The organism is Streptococcus sp. CF8_Ac1-9 (assembly GCF_024295565.1).
GTDB classification, from domain to species: domain Bacteria; phylum Bacillota; class Bacilli; order Lactobacillales; family Streptococcaceae; genus Streptococcus; species Streptococcus parasanguinis_X.
The window spans coordinates 49857-67906 of the sequence record NZ_JANCOY010000001.1 but is presented as its reverse complement, the minus strand read 5'-3'; the positions used below and the strand labels follow the sequence as shown (position 1 = coordinate 67906).

Annotated in this window: 23 protein-coding genes and 1 other annotated feature; of the genes, 2 read left to right on the top strand and 21 right to left on the bottom strand. The window is 40.7% G+C overall.

Features of this window, described 5'->3' with window-relative positions:
* Positions 1 to 259: 259 nt before the first annotated feature.
* Positions 260 to 1363, top strand: coding sequence for a site-specific integrase (locus tag NML76_RS00330; protein ID WP_254732383.1), 1104 nt, complete (start codon positions 260 to 262; stop codon positions 1361 to 1363).
* An 86-nt stretch (positions 1364 to 1449) separates the two neighbouring features.
* Here NML76_RS00330 and rpmA read toward each other — a convergent pair whose 3' ends face one another.
* The 6 genes from rpmA to NML76_RS00300 form a co-directional block, all read right to left on the bottom strand.
* The gene (gene rpmA, locus NML76_RS00325) at positions 1450 to 1743 is read right to left on the bottom strand and encodes a 50S ribosomal protein L27 (RefSeq protein ID WP_003002805.1); all 294 of its coding nucleotides are present in this window, start codon (positions 1741 to 1743) and stop codon (positions 1450 to 1452) included.
* 17 nt (positions 1744 to 1760) lie between these two features.
* Positions 1761 to 2105: a ribosomal-processing cysteine protease Prp gene (locus NML76_RS00320; protein WP_003002581.1), complete on the bottom strand. Its 345-nt coding sequence runs from the start codon at positions 2103 to 2105 to the stop codon at positions 1761 to 1763.
* Positions 2106 to 2119: 14 nt separating this feature from the next.
* Positions 2120 to 2434, bottom strand: coding sequence for a 50S ribosomal protein L21 (gene rplU, locus NML76_RS00315; RefSeq protein ID WP_003002830.1), 315 nt, complete (start codon positions 2432 to 2434; stop codon positions 2120 to 2122).
* 34 nt (positions 2435 to 2468) lie between these two features.
* Positions 2469 to 2556: a sequence feature (ribosomal protein L21 leader region), on the bottom strand.
* Between the two features lie 140 nt (positions 2557 to 2696).
* A complete protein-coding gene (locus tag NML76_RS00310) occupies positions 2697 to 3239 on the bottom strand; it encodes a hypothetical protein (RefSeq protein ID WP_254732382.1) in 543 nt (180 codons plus the stop codon).
* Positions 3240 to 3291: 52 nt separating this feature from the next.
* Positions 3292 to 4512 carry a tRNA uracil 4-sulfurtransferase ThiI gene (gene thiI / locus NML76_RS00305; protein ID WP_254732380.1) on the bottom strand — a complete coding sequence of 407 codons (1221 nt, stop codon included), beginning with the start codon at positions 4510 to 4512 and terminating at the stop codon, positions 3292 to 3294.
* A gap of 18 nt (positions 4513 to 4530) precedes the next feature.
* Positions 4531 to 5673, bottom strand: a complete 1143-nt coding sequence (locus tag NML76_RS00300; protein WP_023918374.1) for a cysteine desulfurase family protein — start codon at positions 5671 to 5673, stop codon at positions 4531 to 4533.
* 192 nt (positions 5674 to 5865) lie between these two features.
* On the opposite strand from NML76_RS00300, the gene NML76_RS00295 reads away from it, so the two are divergent.
* Positions 5866 to 6300 (top strand): DUF6556 family protein, encoded by a 435-nt coding sequence (locus tag NML76_RS00295; RefSeq protein WP_023918376.1) that lies wholly within the window; start codon positions 5866 to 5868, stop codon positions 6298 to 6300.
* Between the two features lie 222 nt (positions 6301 to 6522).
* Here the strand turns inward: NML76_RS00295 and NML76_RS00290 are convergent, their stop codons facing one another.
* The 15 genes from NML76_RS00290 to thrB all read right to left on the bottom strand — a co-directional run bounded on the left by NML76_RS00290 (position 6523) and on the right by thrB (position 18050).
* Complete coding sequence (locus NML76_RS00290) at positions 6523 to 6963, bottom strand: hypothetical protein (RefSeq protein ID WP_254732378.1); 441 nt, start codon at positions 6961 to 6963, stop codon at positions 6523 to 6525.
* Positions 6964 to 7220: 257 nt separating this feature from the next.
* A complete protein-coding gene (locus NML76_RS00285) occupies positions 7221 to 7664 on the bottom strand; it encodes a hypothetical protein (RefSeq protein WP_173018890.1) in 444 nt (147 codons plus the stop codon).
* A gap of 154 nt (positions 7665 to 7818) precedes the next feature.
* The gene (locus NML76_RS00280; protein WP_155169600.1) at positions 7819 to 8244 is read right to left on the bottom strand and encodes a hypothetical protein; all 426 of its coding nucleotides are present in this window, start codon (positions 8242 to 8244) and stop codon (positions 7819 to 7821) included.
* 27 nt (positions 8245 to 8271) lie between these two features.
* Entirely contained in the window at positions 8272 to 8736 is a 465-nt protein-coding gene (locus NML76_RS00275; RefSeq protein ID WP_155169792.1) for a hypothetical protein, read from the bottom strand.
* Positions 8737 to 8795: 59 nt separating this feature from the next.
* Positions 8796 to 9227, bottom strand: coding sequence for a hypothetical protein (locus NML76_RS00270; protein ID WP_155169598.1), 432 nt, complete (start codon positions 9225 to 9227; stop codon positions 8796 to 8798).
* A 49-nt stretch (positions 9228 to 9276) separates the two neighbouring features.
* A complete protein-coding gene (locus tag NML76_RS00265) occupies positions 9277 to 9705 on the bottom strand; it encodes a hypothetical protein (RefSeq protein WP_155169596.1) in 429 nt (142 codons plus the stop codon).
* A gap of 50 nt (positions 9706 to 9755) precedes the next feature.
* Positions 9756 to 10199: a hypothetical protein gene (locus NML76_RS00260; protein WP_155169594.1), complete on the bottom strand. Its 444-nt coding sequence runs from the start codon at positions 10197 to 10199 to the stop codon at positions 9756 to 9758.
* 46 nt (positions 10200 to 10245) lie between these two features.
* A complete protein-coding gene (locus NML76_RS00255) occupies positions 10246 to 10695 on the bottom strand; it encodes a hypothetical protein (RefSeq protein ID WP_229101008.1) in 450 nt (149 codons plus the stop codon).
* Between the two features lie 421 nt (positions 10696 to 11116).
* On the bottom strand, positions 11117 to 12187 hold the full coding sequence (locus NML76_RS00250) for a PotD/PotF family extracellular solute-binding protein (RefSeq protein WP_155169581.1): 1071 nt from the start codon (positions 12185 to 12187) through the stop codon (positions 11117 to 11119).
* Positions 12184 to 12957 carry an ABC transporter permease gene (locus NML76_RS00245; protein ID WP_003002847.1) on the bottom strand — a complete coding sequence of 258 codons (774 nt, stop codon included), beginning with the start codon at positions 12955 to 12957 and terminating at the stop codon, positions 12184 to 12186. The genes NML76_RS00250 and NML76_RS00245 overlap by 4 nt, the downstream gene beginning before the upstream one ends.
* Positions 12954 to 13760 (bottom strand): ABC transporter permease, encoded by an 807-nt coding sequence (locus tag NML76_RS00240; protein WP_003011144.1) that lies wholly within the window; start codon positions 13758 to 13760, stop codon positions 12954 to 12956. The genes NML76_RS00245 and NML76_RS00240 overlap by 4 nt, the downstream gene beginning before the upstream one ends.
* Positions 13741 to 14898 carry an ABC transporter ATP-binding protein gene (locus NML76_RS00235; RefSeq protein WP_003002881.1) on the bottom strand — a complete coding sequence of 386 codons (1158 nt, stop codon included), beginning with the start codon at positions 14896 to 14898 and terminating at the stop codon, positions 13741 to 13743. Before NML76_RS00235 ends, NML76_RS00240 begins: the two co-directional genes overlap by 20 nt.
* A gap of 207 nt (positions 14899 to 15105) precedes the next feature.
* The gene (murB, locus tag NML76_RS00230; RefSeq protein ID WP_254732376.1) at positions 15106 to 16002 is read right to left on the bottom strand and encodes a UDP-N-acetylmuramate dehydrogenase; all 897 of its coding nucleotides are present in this window, start codon (positions 16000 to 16002) and stop codon (positions 15106 to 15108) included.
* A gap of 117 nt (positions 16003 to 16119) precedes the next feature.
* Positions 16120 to 17100, bottom strand: coding sequence for a hypothetical protein (locus NML76_RS00225; RefSeq protein WP_118095303.1), 981 nt, complete (start codon positions 17098 to 17100; stop codon positions 16120 to 16122).
* A gap of 83 nt (positions 17101 to 17183) precedes the next feature.
* Positions 17184 to 18050, bottom strand: coding sequence for a homoserine kinase (gene thrB / locus NML76_RS00220; RefSeq protein WP_254732372.1), 867 nt, complete (start codon positions 18048 to 18050; stop codon positions 17184 to 17186).

Below are 18050 nucleotides of genomic sequence, written 5' to 3'. Positions count from 1 at the left end.
GCCAATATAAAAAATAGAAAAACAATAAATGCAAAAAGTGTATTAATCAAACCTATTGTTAGAGAGATTACTGAATAAAGTGACAAATAACCTGTTATAATTTGAATGTACTTCATTTGTACTCCTCCCTTTAAGATGGTTAAGTAAATCCCCACACTCGCCTTCGTCAAAAATTGAGTGTGAGGAATACGGTGTAAGAAAAGCCATTCAAAAGGTCTTTTTCTTATACCCATTTTAACAAGAAATGAGGTAAAAATCAATGATCAAAAAATATAAAAAAGGTGATGGTTTCGCCTACTATTTTAAAGCCTATCATGGAATTGATCCATTGACTGGCAAGAAGATTGTTACTCTTAGACGTGGTTTTAAAACCGAACGAGAAGCTAGAATGGCTGAAGCTAAATGTTTATCTGATTATGAGAAGAAAACCTTTAGAAGCAGAAATACCACTACTACTTTCAAACAGGTATATGAAACTTGGAAAGAGCATTATAGAAATACCGTAAAAGAATCAACCTATGTTAGCCAAATTGATAAAGCAGACAGACTTATTATCCCTCATTTTGGAGACAAACCTATAAATAAAATAAGTTTGACAATGTGTCAAACTCAGGTTAATAAGTGGGCTGAAGAATATAAGCGTTTTTTTGGGATCATCAGCATTGCTAATCAGTTATTTGATTATGCAATATCTATGGAATTGATTGATAGCAACCCAATGAGAAAAACTCTAAAACCAAAAAGAAAAAAGAAGGATAAGGAAGAGCTTGAACAATTCTATAATAAAGAAGAGTTGAAAACTTTTTTCGAAATGGTCCAGGAACTTGATGACATAGAAATGCTCACTTTCTTCCGTCTGTTAGCTTTCACAGGAATGAGGAAGAATGAGGTTGGTGCATTAAGATGGACCGATATTGATTTAGAGAGCGGACAACTAAAAGTTAATCAAACACTAGCCAAGGGAGAAAACAATAAAATCATATTTCAAACTCCAAAAACGAAAAAAAGCCAGCGAACAATATCGCTGGATCCAAAGACTATTAATATTTTAAAAGATTGGCACAAATTCAGTACAAAAGGCTTATTATTTAAAAATGAATCGGGCAGCCCTAAAAGTATTGTACATGTCAATAACTTGCTGAATAGAGTTTGGAGAAGATACCCTGACTTCAAGCGTATCACTCCTCACGGATTCAGACATACACATTGCTCCCTACTGTTTGAGGCTGGGGCAACTATCAAAGAGGTCCAGGAACGACTAGGGCATGAAAATATACAAACAACGATGGACATATATGCTCACGTCACCCAAAAAGCAAAAAATGAAGTTGCTGACAAATTTGCTTCCTACATTGGTTTTTAGAATATGGGTATCACTGTGGGTATCAAAACAAAAAAACAGGCTCTCCGTTATATTCGGAGAGCCTTATTTTATGCTATCTAAAGCAATTATTTTGCGATTGGGTAAACAGAAACTTGTTTTTTATCGCGACCTTTACGTTCGAAGCGTACTACGCCTTCAACTTTTGCGAACAAAGTATCGTCTCCACCACGTCCAACGTTCACACCTGGGTAGATGTGAGTACCGCGTTGACGGTAAAGGATAGATCCACCTGTTACAGTTTGTCCATCAGCTGCTTTAGCTCCAAGACGTTTTGCTTGTGAATCACGTCCGTTTGATGTAGAACCTCCACCTTTTTTGTGGGCGAAAAGTTGCAAGTTAGCAAGATTCAATTTCAACATAATTGTTTTCCTCCATGTTAGTTTTCTGTGATAACTCTTGTTTGGACGAACTCCGATGAGTTCTCCGATAAGTTTGCCATCCCTAAGAAAAATGATTCAAAGAATAGTTGGGTCATTTCTCTTTGATGAGGTGGAATATCTGTCGGGATCGTCACCCGAAGGAAGCCACCTTCTTCTTCGTTTAATTCTAGATCCGGTTCGTAGCCTGCAAATTTCTCAACAGAGTTGACAAAGTTAATGGCTAGAGTCGAAACCGATGCACACACGACATCAAAGCCGTATTCACCGCTTCCAGCGTGCCCAGTGATTTCTGCACTCCTCAGCTCGCCATCTTCGGCTCGTTCAAAGACTGCTTGTATCATGTGTTCTCCTAAAACTAAGCGTTGATAGCGTTGATGACAACTTTAGTGTAAGGTTGACGGTGACCTTGTTTACGGTGGCTACCTTTTTTAGGTTTGTACTTGTAAGTAACAACTTTCTTTTGTTTTCCTTGTTTTTCAACAGTTCCAACAACAGTAGCTCCTGAAACAAGTGGAGTTCCGACAACAGTGTTTTCACCACCAACAAGAACAACTTCGTTAAATGTAACTTCTTGACCAGCTTCAACGTTCAATTTTTCAACGTAGATAGCTTGACCAACTTCAACTTTAACTTGTTTTCCGCCAGTTTTAATGATTGCGTATGTGCTCATTATGCACCTCCTATGTATTTTTGGGTTTCCCCGTATTTTTGTGAAGACTCGCCTAGCATCGTGGGACGAACCACTTACTCTCATGGAAATGAGCGACGATGTTCGAGCGGTTGCACAGGCATGTGCATAGTCAACTCTCTTAGTATATCACTTCTATCAGACAAAGACAAGTATTTTTGCGCTTTGAAAACGAATTTCTTTTATAAAAGCGATTATTTTATATCTTTTATTTTAAGATCGCTTGTAAGACCGACTTCTTCTTCTACTTATCTTTAAATTTGAAGTCTTTGAAACTCATTTTAGCTTTAGATGAATCGTTCATGCTCTTCATTTTTTCTTCTTGTTCCTTGGTGATTTTGATAGGCATGGCTGCAACCGTATTGGGTTTCAATACACCAGATTCGTTGATTTCATAGTCAACTGTGACATCTTTGAAAAGTGGCTCCCCATCATATTCCAAATTCAGAACAAAGGATCCATCACGATCGATGGTTGTAGTAGTACGATTCACGATAAAGAACAAGGCGAAGCGATTTTCCTCATCTCCAAAGGTATAGCCTGGGAAAAATACAAATAATTTTCCAGGTTCTCCAAGCATTGGATGTTCCTTGATAAATTTCTCAGATGCTTCCAAGACTTCGTTGTTCTGATCTTTGTACTGGTCGGCTCTGACAAATGTGAGGGGTTCTTTTTTTCTGCTGGTTGACTGGCTGGTCTTTTCTTCTTTTTTCGGGCCAGTAAACGATACTTTGACGCAGCCTGTCAACAGAAGCAAACTTGTCATTAAAACGATAATTTTTTTCATCTTGTCTCCTTTAAGTTGGTTAGAAAAAGAGGCTGGATACTCCCAGTCTCTCCTATAGCAAATCCTCGATCAGGTCATCGACCTCATCTTTTTCTGCTTTTGGTGTGATCTCTGTTACGATGATGCCTGCTACCGCACGCTCAACCAAAGCTTCCACATCCATGCGTTGCTCATACTGCTCCGCATTTTTGAGTTTTGGATTGGTCTTTGGACGATCCGGTGCAAAGATGGTACAACAATCTTCGAATGGCTGGATAGAGATTTCAAAGGTATCAATCTCTTGGGCAATATCGATGATTTCTAACTTGTCCATGGTCACCACCGGACGGATAACCGGCGTATTGGTCACTGCATTGATGGCCTGCATACTCTCTAAGGTTTGGCTAGCCACTTGTCCCAAGCTTTCACCATTGATAATTACCAAACCACCGCGAACCTCGCGAATACGGTCTGTAATGCGCATCATAAAGCGACGGGTCAAAGTCATGAGGTAAGCTTCTGGCGCTTTTGCCTTGATTTCCTCTTGGATCTCTGTGAAGGGCACCTCGATAAATTGGATATTGCCCCCAAACTTGGTCAACTTCCGTGTTAAATCATGGGCCTTTTTCAAGGCACCTGGGCTGGTATAAGGTGGGCTAGCAAAGTGTACTGCCTCGATATCCACTCCACGCTTCAAGGCTAGGTAACCAGCTACTGGAGAGTCGATCCCACCTGAAAGCATGAGCATGCCCTTGCCAGACGTACCAACAGGAAGGCCACCTGCTCCCTTAATGGTTTCATAAGAGATGTAAGCTGCTTCTTCTCGAATTTCAACTTGCAAGTTGATATCTGGTTTTTTCATCTGAGCTTGGATGGTTGGGATCGCTTCAAAGACCGCACCTCCCAAGGTTTGGTTGAGCTCGCGACTATCGAGTTCAAAGGTATGGTCACTGCGCTTACTTGAGATTTTAAAGGTCAAGCCATCCTTGTAAATCTCCTTCATGATCTCTTGCACTGCCGCTTTTAAGGCCGGAACAGATTTTTCAATCTTGTAAACAGGTGAAAAATTTTGGATTCCAAAAACCTGCTTGAGGGATTCTGCTACTGGCTCATAATCCGTCCCATGCAGATAAGCATGCGCCCGATCGCGGTCGGCTGTCACTTTGACAGATGGATAGATAGATAAAACATCTTGGATATTATTGCGAAGTTTATTGATAAAACGCATACGGTTCTTTCCTTTAGTAGAAAGCTCTCCATAGCGTATCATAATTTCTGAATAGGTTAAGGTCATGTTGATTTCCTTCTAAAATTAACGTACTTTTCGTGTTTGCTCGTAAATCAGTTTGAACTTGGTCAAGAATTGCTCGACTTGGCTCATGTCATTTTCAAGATCGAGGCTCAAGCGAACAGCTGTCTGTGCGATACTCTTATCCACTCCCATAGCAATCAAGGTTCCAGCTGGCTTACCAGCTTTAGACGAGCAGGCACTGGTTGTTGAGATGTAAATATCAAACTCTTCAAAGGCATGGACCACTACTTCTCCACGAACTCCTTTGATCCCGAAAGTCAAGATGTGAGGCGCAAAGTGATCCTCACCAGAAAAGATGGTGACATCTGGATAGTTGGCCAATTCTTTGCGGATAACTTCTTTCATCAGCTGGGTCTTGCTGGCAAAAGCTTCTTGGTTTTCCATGGCTAAGCGTAGGGCTTTTGCTGTTGCTGCGATTCCTGCCACATTCTCAGTTGTCGAGCGCATTTCTTTTTCTTGACCACCTCCGGTTAAGAGAGGGGTGATCTTTTTGCCTTCTTTGATGTAGACAAAGCCGACTCCGCGAAGTCCATGGAATTTGTGACTAGAGAAGGTCGCAAAGTCCACGCGCTCTGGTAGATAAACTTCTGTTGCTACCTTTGCCAAAGCTTGAACCGCATCGACATGGAAACTAACCGTTGGGCGATCTTCTAGGAGAGCCGCGATATCATGGATGGGCTGGATGGAGCCAATCTCATTGTTGACGGCCATGACAGAGACCAAGGTCGTATCTGGACGGAGTAGGTTAGCCAAGGCATCCACCTTGACAAAGCCACGCGCATCCACTGGAGCGTAATCCACTTCGAATCCCTGCGTCTTTAACCAAGCAGCCGATTCCTTGATGGCAGGATGCTCGATGTCAGAGACAATGATATGCTTGCCATAAGGAGCTTTCTCAAAGGCGACACCCTTGAGGATCCAGTTGTCCCCTTCTGTCCCACCAGACGTGAAGTAAATTTCATCAGCTTTCTTGCCAATTAGCTCCGCAATTTGTTTTCTAGAAGCTTCCAAAATACGAGTAGCTTGACTACCTAGATTGTGCAAACTAGAAGGGTTTCCCCAGATCCGAGTCGCTACTTCTGTATAGGTCGCAAGGGCTTCTGGATAAGGTTTAGTCGTTGCTGAATTGTCAAAATAGATCATGTCCTACGCATCCATCACTTTCTTTTTACGTAACTTCTATTTTATCATTTCTAACCGCTTGGGACAAGGATTTGATAAAGAGAGATGCAGCAAAATCACTCTATAAAAATCAGTTCTTTTTAGACATTTTTCAGAAAATGACTTATAATAGGAAAGTGTTAAAAAACAATTTTTGATAGAAAGAGAATGAACATGTCACAATATTCAAGAAGTAACAAAAACCAAAAACCTGAGGAAAAAGCAGATACAAGACCATCTCGCGGTGAGAAAGTCAAACAAGGGTTGTCCGTATTTCAAACCGTTGTAGCTACGATTGCCAGTCTCTTAGGGATTATCGTCACTTCCTTTACCATCATGAGCTTGCTCAATAAAGATAATCAAAAAACAGAAGACAAACCATCTAGTAGCACCAGCGTTGTCGTGGTTCATGATAAGGGCTCTGACTCAAGCGCTACCAATACAGATGCTAATACCAATACACAAACCAATTCAAGCAATACAGAAACAAGTTCACAAAAAGAAACCGATAGCTCATCTGCTACCGAATCTAATTCGTCTGCCGCACAAGACCAAGGCTCCACAGCAACAGACAGTGGCGCAGATACAGCATCATCTGGAACCAACTAAAAAAACAGTAAGGACAACCTTACTGTTTTTTTTTATCTTTCGATTCCAGCATTTTCTGATTTTTATAGAAAGCATCTATCTCGTTGTCATACTCCCATTTGAGCTTTGAACTCTCTTCCTGGATTTGATCCAATTGTTCATATGGAAACTTGTTGGAGTCTATCTCTATATGTTGATTCAGCTTCTGAACCATCTAGATTATCAAAACTGCTCAAATTCCAATTACTCAAATAATCTACCCCCTACTCTAATGTCGGATCCTATATACATCTCATCTAAATTTAATGTATTGTCCTCATTAATTGGGATATCTACTCCCCAACCTGATTCTTCAATATGATTTATACGTCCATAAACACTCATATAATATTCAGGAGTTGTCAGTCCACCATCACTCCATTGTGTATGATCCCAATCAATCTGAACGGATTCGACTTTTGAATTTTGTGCTTTGACTAAATCAATAACCTTTTGTTCGTGTTCTTTTAGGTAGTCCAGTTGCTTTTTCTTTATAGTTTCTTCATCTTCCTTTAGTGCTTTCGTAGATGAAGAAACATTCGTTTTATCTTGCTTGGTATCTTCTTTCTGTTTCATGGTACATCCACCTACAATAAGCAGTGCTGCAATTGAAGCAATTGTTAGCATGACTTTTCGACTTTTCATAAGTCCTCCTATCATTCTGTACAGATTATTCTCTATAATTGGAAACTGGATAAATGTTATTCCGATATTCTAGCATTTATAGTTTGAAATCCAAACTATCACACTAGATCGAGCTTTTTAAAACATGAGTTAATGATTTCTTTACCTTTAATCATCAAAATTTTAAATTAAAGAGCTATGAGGTAAGTGACAATTTGCACTATTGCTCTATTACTCACACATAGCACGTTTTTTATTCCTCTCATTCAACATTGCAATTACTCAAATAATCTACCCCCTACTCTAATGTCGGATCCTATATACATCTCATATAGATTCAATGTATTGTCCTCATTAATTGGGATATCTACTCCCCAACCCGATTCTTCAATATTATTTATACGTCCATAAACACTCATATAATATTCAGGAGTTGTTAGTCCACCATCACCCCACTGCGTCTGATCCCAATCAATCTGAACGGATTCAACTTTTGAATTTTGTGCTTTGACTAAATCAATAACCTTCTGTTCGTGTTCTTTTAGGTAGTCCAGTTGTTCTTTTTTTATGTCTCCTTCTGGTTTTTGTACGACTTTCTTTGAAGATGAGGCCGTTATCTTCTGTTCGGGTCTTTTGGTCAGGGTCATGATTTTTCCTCCAAGAAAAACCAGTCCTAGGATCGGTAACAAAATAATCAAAAATAGTTCCATTTGTCTCTTCATTCAATTCTCTCCAATCTACACACTTTTAATTGATCTATCAACTTATTTATTCGAAAATTCTTCCACCTATCATTTCTGGATCTATTATGGACTCATAGCTCAAATATTTTTTGAATCCTTTCCTCTTAATAGGTAGAATGATCTGTTGATTTAATTAAGGAAAATTCGAACCAGAAATTGAATCAATTGAACTTGGATTCTCAACATTTGGTTTTGGGACAATAAAAAATGAATAGCCATTTAGTTCCTTATCATTTTCTCCATAGACCTTTAAACGGATGTCAAACCCAGATTCCGTAAAAGCACCACTATCTCCTACTTTCACACTATCCCAGTCATACTTGACTTGAACAACTTCTGGATCATTTGACTTTATGTAATCCGTAATTTCTGACTCATGTTTCTTTAAAAAGTTTACTTGCCTTTGAGTAACAGTTGCGGTATCTTCTTTGATGGAGGAAGAGGTGACAGTTTGCGCTTGTTTCGTATGAGCTTTTTGCTTTACACTACAACCTCCAATGCTTGTAAAAATAAGCATTAAAGCTATTAACTTAAGTGTACATTTCATTTTACTTTTCATGTTTCCTCCTAACACTATTACTTCTATTTACTTAGGAAAAATTTTCCAGCCACCATTTTCCTCGATATAAATATCATTTAGCATCCCCATTTTTTTGATAGTTGGTATGCTATTTTGATCTTCTAGGTAAAAATCAACGGAGAATTTTGTTTTTTTTAATTGATTAATTTGACCAGAAATAGATAAATTGTATCCACCACCCTGAGGCGTTCCGTTTCCAGACTCTTCAATTTGCATACTGTTCCAATCAATCTGAACGAATTCAACTTTTGAATTTTGTGCTTTCACAAAATCGACGATCTCTTGCTCGTGTTCTTTTAGATAGGCGAGCTGTTTTTGTTTAATGGTTTCTTTGTCCTCTTTTGTAGTTGAAGAGGTGACAGTTTGCGCTTGTCTGCTTTTTTCACGTTCTTGCTTCACACATCCTACTAGACATCCAATTGTTAAAATGAAAGCAAGTGCGATCATCAGATTGTTTATTTGTTTTCTCATAATTTTATTTCGTTTAAAAGTGATTCCTCTATTGCATCTCTCATTGTCTAACGGACGGATCATTTCTTTTCTACCCGATACAAACTATCAGAACCAATTGAATCTATCTTAGGAATCTTATTTTTATCTAATGTAAAATTCAATCTAAAATTTGTTAGTTTACTTTCATTGGCATAACCATAAACTAATAGTATTTCGTCACCTCCCTGAGGTGTTCCATTACCTCCTACAACTGTTTTAATACTGTCCCAGTCATAAGACACCTGCGTAATGTTAGCATTATGTTCTGTCACATAGGTCGTCATTTCTTGCTCGTGTTCTTTCAAATAAGCGAGCTGTTTTTGTTTAATGACTTCTTTGTCTTCTTTGGTTGATGAAGAGGTGACAGTTTGCACTTGTTTCGTTTGCTCTTTTGATTTTATGGTACATCCTCCTATACATGCAAGGAGAGCTAAGGTAGTGATTAATTTAAACACCGTTTGTTTTATCATGTGCTATCTTTCTCTAAAACAGTTCTTTTTCAAAATGCATTGTACTTACCTAGGAAATAGGCTTTCCGCCAATCGTAGGTTCATGAAGCATAAACATTTCTCGCAGGTTAATTGACTGATCATCATTAATTGGAAAATCTACTCCCCATCCTGAGTTCTCAATATGATTAATGCGACCAAAAATATTCATATAATATTCGGGAGTTGTAAGCCCACCATCACTCATCTGAGTTTCATCCCAATCAATCTGAACTGACTCAATTTTAGGATTTTGAGACTTCACAAAATCGACGATTTCCTGCTCATGCTCTTTGAGATAAGCGATTTGTTTTTGTTTTATGGCTTCTTTGTCTTCTTTGGTTGATGAAGAAACGACAGTTTGCGCTTGTTTCGTTTGCTCTTTTGGTTTTACGCAACCACCCATACTTACAAAAACAGCTATCGTAGTGATTAATTTAAATATCGTTCGTTTTTCCATGTGGTAACTTTCTCTAAAACCGTTCATTTTCAATACGCTTTATATTTCCATTAGTCAATAGGCTCACCATCAATACTGATGTAATCACCCATTGTCATATTTTTAAGATTTACAGTCCCATCTTCATTCATGGGAATATCCACTCCCCATCCTGAGTTCTCAATATGATTAATACGTCCAAAAACATTCATATAATATTCAGGAGTTGTAAGTCCACCATCACTCCATTGTGTCTGATCCCAATCAATCTGAACGGATTCTACTTTTGAATTTTGTGCTTTGACTAAATCAATGACCTTCTGTTCGTGTTCTTTTAGATAGTCCAGTTGCTCTTTTTTTATTTCTTCTTTTGATTTTTGTGCAACTTTTTCTGAAGAAGTGGTCGTTATCTTCTGCTCTGGCCTTTTTGTCAGATTCATGATTTTTCCTCCAAGAAAAACAACTCCTAGGATTGGAAACACTATTAGAAAAATGAGTTCCACACGTCTCTTCATTCAATTCTCTCCAATCTACACACTTCGAATCAATCTATCAACTTATTCACTCGAAAATTTCTTGACCTAAGCTTAAGTTTTGCCCCAGTGACATCGTCTTTAAATTAATCTTTCCATCTTCCACAACCAAATCAACTCGCCAACCAGATTCAGGATTTTGATTAAACCCACCAAAAATGAGAATCATCTCGTCACCACCTTGTGGCGTCCCATTTCCGGCTACTCCCCACTGAGTTTGATCCCAATCAATCTGAACGGATTCGACTTTCGGATTTTGGGCTTTCACAAAATCGACGATTTCTTGCTCATGCTCTTTGAGATAAGCGATTTGCTCTTTTTTTATCTCTTCTTCTGATTTTTGTACGACTTTCTTTGAAGATGAGGCCGTTATCTTCTGTTCGGGTCTTTTGGTCAGGGTCATGATTTTTCCTCCTAGAAAAACAATTCCTAGGATCGGTAACAGAATAATCAAAAATAGTTCCAGTCGTCTCTTCATCTCTTCTTCTCCAATCCTTCCTTTCATGACTGAATGGGCCAGTCACTTTCCTTACTATTATAGCATCTTTCATTTGAATCTCAATCTAACTCACTAGTTAGAGACTTTATGCAGCAATCATAAAAGAACCTGCGGTGTTCTGCTAGAATATAGATAATCCTTTTTTACAAATAACACCTAAGTGATGCTAAAAATTCAAATGTTGCATTTTTGTAGAGCATCTAAATATATAATGAAACTTTCCGCTGTGAGAAAAGTGCTAGAAACACCATTGTTTCTAGCACTCGGGAGTTTTGGAACCTTAGATCCAAAACTAAGTCATGGAACTTCTTCGAAGTTCGCTGACGTCCGTACTCACTTAAGGAAAGTTTCTAAGAGGAGTTTATCTTCAATCAAAAAGGAACCCGAAGGTTCCTTTTTGTTATTTTCGATACATCTTGACCTGAAGGTAAAGATCGTTATAGACTCCAAGCAACTTCTTGCCTAATTGTTGATAGACTTCCAAATGGTCCAGTGTTTCATCGCTTGGATAGAAGGATTGGTCATCTTGGATTTCTTTTGGCAACATGGCTTTGGCTTTTTTATTTGGCGTAGAGTAGCCGACATAAAGAGCATTTTTCAAAGCATTTTTAGGACGAAGCATGAAGTTAATAAAGGCATATGCTGCTTCTTTATTTTTCACTGTTTTTGGAATGACAATGTTATCAAACCAAAGGTTGCTGGCTTCAGTTGGGACGACATAGCGAAGATCCTTATTGGCTTCGAGCATTTGGCTAGCCTCTCCTGAGAAAGTAACCCCAATAGCCGCATTGTTTTGGATCATATAGCCTTTCATCTCATCGGCCACCAAAGCTTTGATGTTTGGTGTCAAGGTGTAGAGTTTATCTACTGCCTCTTGCAATTTCTTTGGATCCTTTTCATTGAGGCTATAGCCCAAGGTATTGAGACCAATTCCCATGACCTCACGCGCACCATCGTACATCATGATGTCATTTCTGTACTCTTCACGCCAGAGATCTGACCAATGTTCAGGAGCATTTTTGACCATCTTGGTATTGTAGATAATCCCCAAGGTACCCCAGAAGTAAGGGACTGAATATTGGTTGCCCGGATCAAACGATTGGTTCAAGAGTTTTGGATCGATATTTTCCATCCCTTTGATCTTGGATTGGTCTAACTTTTCAACCAGATGCTCATCCATCATCTTAGCAATCATGTATTCACTAGGAATCGCAATATCGTAGGTGGTTCCCCCTTGCTTGATCTTAGTATACATGGCTTCGTTGGAATCAAAAGTATCATATTGTACCTGAATCCCTGTTTCTTTGGTAAATTCCTTGAGCAAGTCTGGATCGATATAATCTCCCCAGTTGTAGATAACCAACTTGTCACTATTCTTGGTATTCATGCTCGCTTCGATCTGGTTACTAATTCCCCAGAGGACCAGAATGACAAGGACAATCCCAGTTAGGAATGAATAAAGTTTTTTCATGCTGCTTCCTCCTTTTCACGGGTGATAAAGTAATAACCGATGACCAAGAGCACACTAAAGAGAAAGACAAGGGCGGACAAGGCATTGATACTAAGGGAAATCCCTTGACGCGCACGTGAGTAGATCTCTACAGACAAGGTTGTAAAGCCATTTCCAGTTACAAAGAAGGTCACGGCGAAGTCATCAAGAGAATAGGTAAAGGCCATAAAGTAGCCAGCAATAATGGCTGGTGTCAGATACGGCAACATGATTTCTTTGAGCATTTGGACTTGAGTAGCTCCCAAGTCATAGGCAGCATTGACCATATCCCGGTTCATTTCCTTAAGTCGTGGCAAAACCATCAAGACCACAATGGGAATCGAGAAGGCCACGTGGCTAGCCAGAACAGATAGGAACCCTAGCTGGTACTTCACCGTCGTAAAGAGTATCAAGAAGCTGGCCCCGATCATAACGTCTGGCGCTACCATGAGAATGTTGTTAATGGAGAGCAAAGGCCCTTCTAACTTTTTCTTCGATTGGTAGATATAAATGGCTCCAAAGGTACCAATCACTGTCGCAATCAAGGCTGACAAGAAGGCCAAGAGGAAGGTCTCTGATAAGATCAGCATCAGGCGACTATCTGCGAACAATTCATTGAAATGCTCAAGCGTGAAGCCTGTGAAGGCATTCATATCTCCCCCTTTATTGAAGGCATAAAAAATCAAATAAAAGATAGGAAGATAGAGGATCAAAAAGACGAAACCTAGATAGAAATGAGATACTTTTTTCATCGTTCTCTCCTTTCTCTAGTTGCCCACATGGTAAAGAGCATAGCTAGGATCAGAACAACTCCGATGGTAGAACCCATTCCCCAGTTTTGTGTTGTTAGGAAGTGCTGTTCAATCGCAGTCCCTAGGGTAATGACGCGGTTTCCCCCGATCATCCGTGTCAACATGAAGAGACTCAGACTAGGAATAAAGACAGACTGCACACCTGAGCGGACTCCATTCATGGACAAGGGGAAGACCACATGACGGAAGGTGTCCCAACGATTGGCTCCCAAATCATAGCTGGCATTGATCAAGTTTGGATCTAAGTCATCTAAGACATTAAAGATCGGCAAAATCATAAAAGGCAACTCGATGTAGCTGGCTACAAAAATAAAGGAGAAATCAGTAAAGAGGATCTGCTGGGGAGCGACTCCGAGAAAGCTTAAAAAGCTATTGATGGAGCCGTTTTGACCAAAGATTCCGATAAAGGCATAGGCCTTGAGCAAGAGATTGACCCAGGTTGGCAAGACGATCAACATCAACCACAACTGCCGGTGTTTGAGCAGCGTCAAAAAGTAAGCAGTCGGGTAGGAGATCAAAAGCGTCACCAGGGTGACGATTCCGGCATAAAGGACCGAATTAAAGCTCATCTTTAAATAGGTCAAATTTTGCGAAGTAAAGAACTCTTTGTAGTTTTCAAGTGAAAACTGCCCTTCAACGTTGAAAAACGATTGAAAGATGATCATGACTACAGGAGCCAAGACAAAGAGAAAAATCCACAAGAAATAGGGGAGGATAAATAGATTAGAGGTTGTTTTCTTCATCTCTTTCCTCCTCAATGGCATTAATCAAACCAGCTTCTTGCTCTTCCACTTCAACGTACTCTTCGATCCGCGCATCGAATTCTTCTTCGGTTTCGTTGAGACGCATAACGTGGATATCTTCTGGTTCAAAGTCTAGCCCGATAACTTCTCCTACGATGGCCTTCCGAGTGGAGTGGATCATCCACTCATTTCCCAAATCATCATAGGCGATGATCTCGTAATGCACACCACGGAAAAGCTGGGTGTCCACCTTCACTTGGAGCTTGCCTTCTTCAGGAAGAGTGATTTGCAAGTCTTCAGGACGAATGACGACTTCAACTGGTTCGTTTGGACGCATCCCACCATCGACGGCTTCAAAGCGTTTGCCATTGAACTCAACCAAGTAGTCCTCGATCATGCGACCATCTAGAATGTTAGATTCACCAATAAAAGTCGCTACAAAGTGGTTGATCGGTTCATCATAGATATCAACCGGTGTACCAGATTGGACGATCTCTCCTTCATTCATGACAAAGATCCAGTCACTCATGGCAAGGGCTTCTTCTTGGTCGTGGGTAACAAAGACAAAGGTAATCCCCAAACGTTGTTGCAATTCCCGCAACTCATACTGCATGTCTGTCCGAAGCTTCAAGTCAAGTGCAGACAAGGGCTCATCTAAAAGGACCACTCGTGGTTCATTGATAATAGCCCGTGCAATAGCTACCCGCTGGCGTTGACCACCGGATAATTTTTGGATCGAACGTTTTTCAAATCCTGCTAACTGGACCATTTTCAAGACTTCTGAAACTCGACGTTCGATCTCAGCCTTATCCACCTTTTTCAAACGAAGGGGAAAAGCCACATTTTCAAAGACCGTCATATGTGGAAACAGGGCATAGGACTGAAAGACGGTGTGGACGTCCCGTTTGTTGGTAGGGACATCATTGATCCGTTCCCCATCAAGGTAGACATCTCCAGTCGTCGCGTCCAAAAGACCGGCAATGATATTAAGGATAGTCGATTTCCCTGATCCAGATGCACCGAGCAGGGTATAGAACTTCCCTTCTTCCAATTCAAAATTGATATCCTTTAGGACAACGGTTCCGCTATCTTCAAAGACCTTTGAAACATTTTTGAACTCAATAATTGGTTTTTTCAATTCACATAAATTCCTTCTTTACTACGATTACCAAACTGCTTTTCAAAAGAAAACGCAGCGGCTGACAGGAAGACCTGTCAGACCACCAATACCTCTCGGGGACTTACTAGACTGCCCCACCTATTTACGGTATCGATAGGCACTCACCCCCTCTCCGACTGATGCTATCGATGGTTCACAATCAATTGTTCTTCAATACTAAAGCTCTTAGGCTTGGCCGATAATGCGAACTTCTGGTTCTAAACGGACGCCTGAGTGAGCTTCTACTGCCTCAATGACATGGGCGATCAGGTCTTCGTAGTCCTTAGCTGTTCCATTATCGACATTGACCATAAAGCCGGCATGCTTTTCAGAAACTTCCACACCACCGATTCGATAGCCTTTTAGACCTGCTTCACTGATCAATTGACCTGCAAAATGGCCAACAGGACGCTTAAAGACAGATCCACATGAAGGGTATTCAAGGGGTTGTTTCAACTGACGAAGATGGGTCAACCGATCCATCTCCTGCTTGATCGCCTCGTGATTGCCTGGTGACAAAGCAAATTTGGCAGAGATGACGACAGCGCCTGTTTCTTGAATCTTAGAATGACGGTAGCCAAAAGCTAGTTCACTCGCTGACAGAGTTTCGATCTCTCCGTCTTTGGTCAAGACCTTACAGGATACTAGGACATGCGCGATCTCTCCTCCATAGGCTCCCGCATTCATAAAGACTGCGCCACCGACACTGCCTGGGATGCCACTAGCAAACTCGAAGCCTTTCAAACTATGGTGCAAGGCCACATGGGTGGTGTCGATGAGTTTAGCTCCTGCCTCTGCTTCGATCACATAACCATCCACACTGATGTCACGCAAGCGATCAAACATAATGACAAATCCCGGAATGCCCCCATCGCGGACAATGATATTGGACGCATTGCCCAGAACCATCCATGGAATTTGCTCTTGGTTGGCAAATTGGACGATGCGTTTTAATTCGTATTGGTTGCGAGGAAAAGCTAAAAATTCTGCATTCCCACCTACCTTTGTAAAGGTATAATGTTTTAAAGCTTCTTGAAAACGGATATCAATCCCTTCAAGAATTTGATTTATTTTTTCATTCATCTTTCTGTCTGTTCTCTCTCTATAAAATACAAACTATTATACCAAATTTTTGACTATTTTTCGACCCTAAAAAACAAAAGAAGACCTATAATATTCAGGCCTTCCTTTTATCATTCACTATGCAATTTTACGAGCGATGGCACGATTCTTCTGTCCATCCAGAGCTGATTTGACCGAAATCCAAGCACCACCAAGAGTGAAGACAGCTAGCAATCCTAGATTCAAGTAAAATTTATCTGGGACGTCCCCTGAGAATGTCGCTTCATTGAGAAGCGTCCAGGACATATCAAATGGCAAATCCAGTTCACTCATGAGCGCCAAAGTATAATCTAATTGGTTGACCAAAAAGACCGTCAAGACCATCAAAATAGCTGAAACTACCACACCTTTTTTAGTCAATTTCTTACCAAGGATCTCATAACCTTTGATAGTACAATAACCGAGGGCAGCCCCTGCTAAAACAGATACATAGCCAAGACGCGCTACCAAGAGGGCAACTGCTCCACCGATGATCACACCGATCACAGCGCCTACAATCCCTAAAAGGAAATTCTCTTCCCGCGCTTCATAAGCCTCAACTGTATCTTGCACTTCGGCTTGGTAGGCTCTAAAGGTTGCATCGTCGATTAAAAAGATCGCATCTCCAATTTGATACAGACCGATTGGTCCTTCCTCACCCGTTTCCGCATTCACTTGCACAAATTGGTGGTTGAGCAAGAAATCAACAATATCTTGGATAGCTGTCCATAAGGTTTCGACAGCCTTCCCTTTGGTCATTCCACCCTTGACAACGATCGAGGTCAAGTAACCATCAGAAGAGATAGCATTAATGGCTTTTGATTGTTCTTTTAATTCATTCCAAAGAATTTCACTATCTTCGATCAAGTCTCCTTCGGAACCTTGTTTCACACTGAGTGAAATGGTAAATACATTCTTGGTTTGAGCGCCTTCAATGACTAACAAGAAGCCCTCACGCTCTCCATACATCACACAGGCTTCGCCATCAAATTGCAGTCCAAGATCGGTAGCAATACTATATAAATATTCTGGTTTCATGTTTCCCCCTAAACTTTCGGGAAAGCTTGAGCTTTTCCCCATACAGTTTCCATTCTACCATAGAAGAAGCAAAAAGGACATATACATTCGTATACATCCTTCTTTCATTTGTGTTACATTGAGGTTTATTTCTCAACACGAACGCCAAATGTGTCAATTTTAAGTTGGAAAATCTGACCATCTAGCCCGAGTTCTTCGAGAGCTGCGACAAAGGTGACTGTATGCTCTGGGGCTAAGAGGTTCATGATCGTTGGGCCTGCTCCTGACAGATAGGTGGCGTATGCCCCATGCGCATGCGCGACTTCTTTGACCTGAGGGAACTCTTTGACAAGAGATTGACGGTAGCGTTCGTGGAAATGATCAGACTCGATGGAGCGACCAGCCGTCAGCAAATCTCCCTTGAGGAGAGCTGCAATAGCGACATTGGCTACGCTACTAGCTGCAACAGCTTCCTTATAAGACCATTCTTTCGGTAGGACATTCCGACTATCACTGGTCTTCAATTGGTAGCTCGGTACAAAGGCCACAAGGTCACAGCTTGGGAAGTCAGCCGTGACATATTGGACAGCTTCACCGATGTAGCTCGCAATGACCATATTCCCAAAGATAGCTGGAGCTACATTATCCGGATGACCTTCGATCTCGGTCGCGATGCGCAATTTCTCAGCATCTGATAGCTGGAGGTTGGCTAATTGGTTAGCCAATTCAATCCCTGCGACAATGACCGAGCTAGAAGAACCCAGACCACGCGCCAAAGGCACTTCACTAGTCATCTTGATCCGATGGGGTTGCATATCAGTTGAGATAGAAAGAGCTGTTGAGAGCAAAAGGTTTTTCTCATCTGTCGGAATCCCTGCTCCAAGATCATGCTCAATAAACCAAGCATCTGCTGGTTCAAGGACTTCAATGGTCAAATAGCGAGTCACGGCAATCCCAACAGAATCAAATCCTGGCCCTACATTGGCACTGGTTGCTGGAACAATAATTTTCAT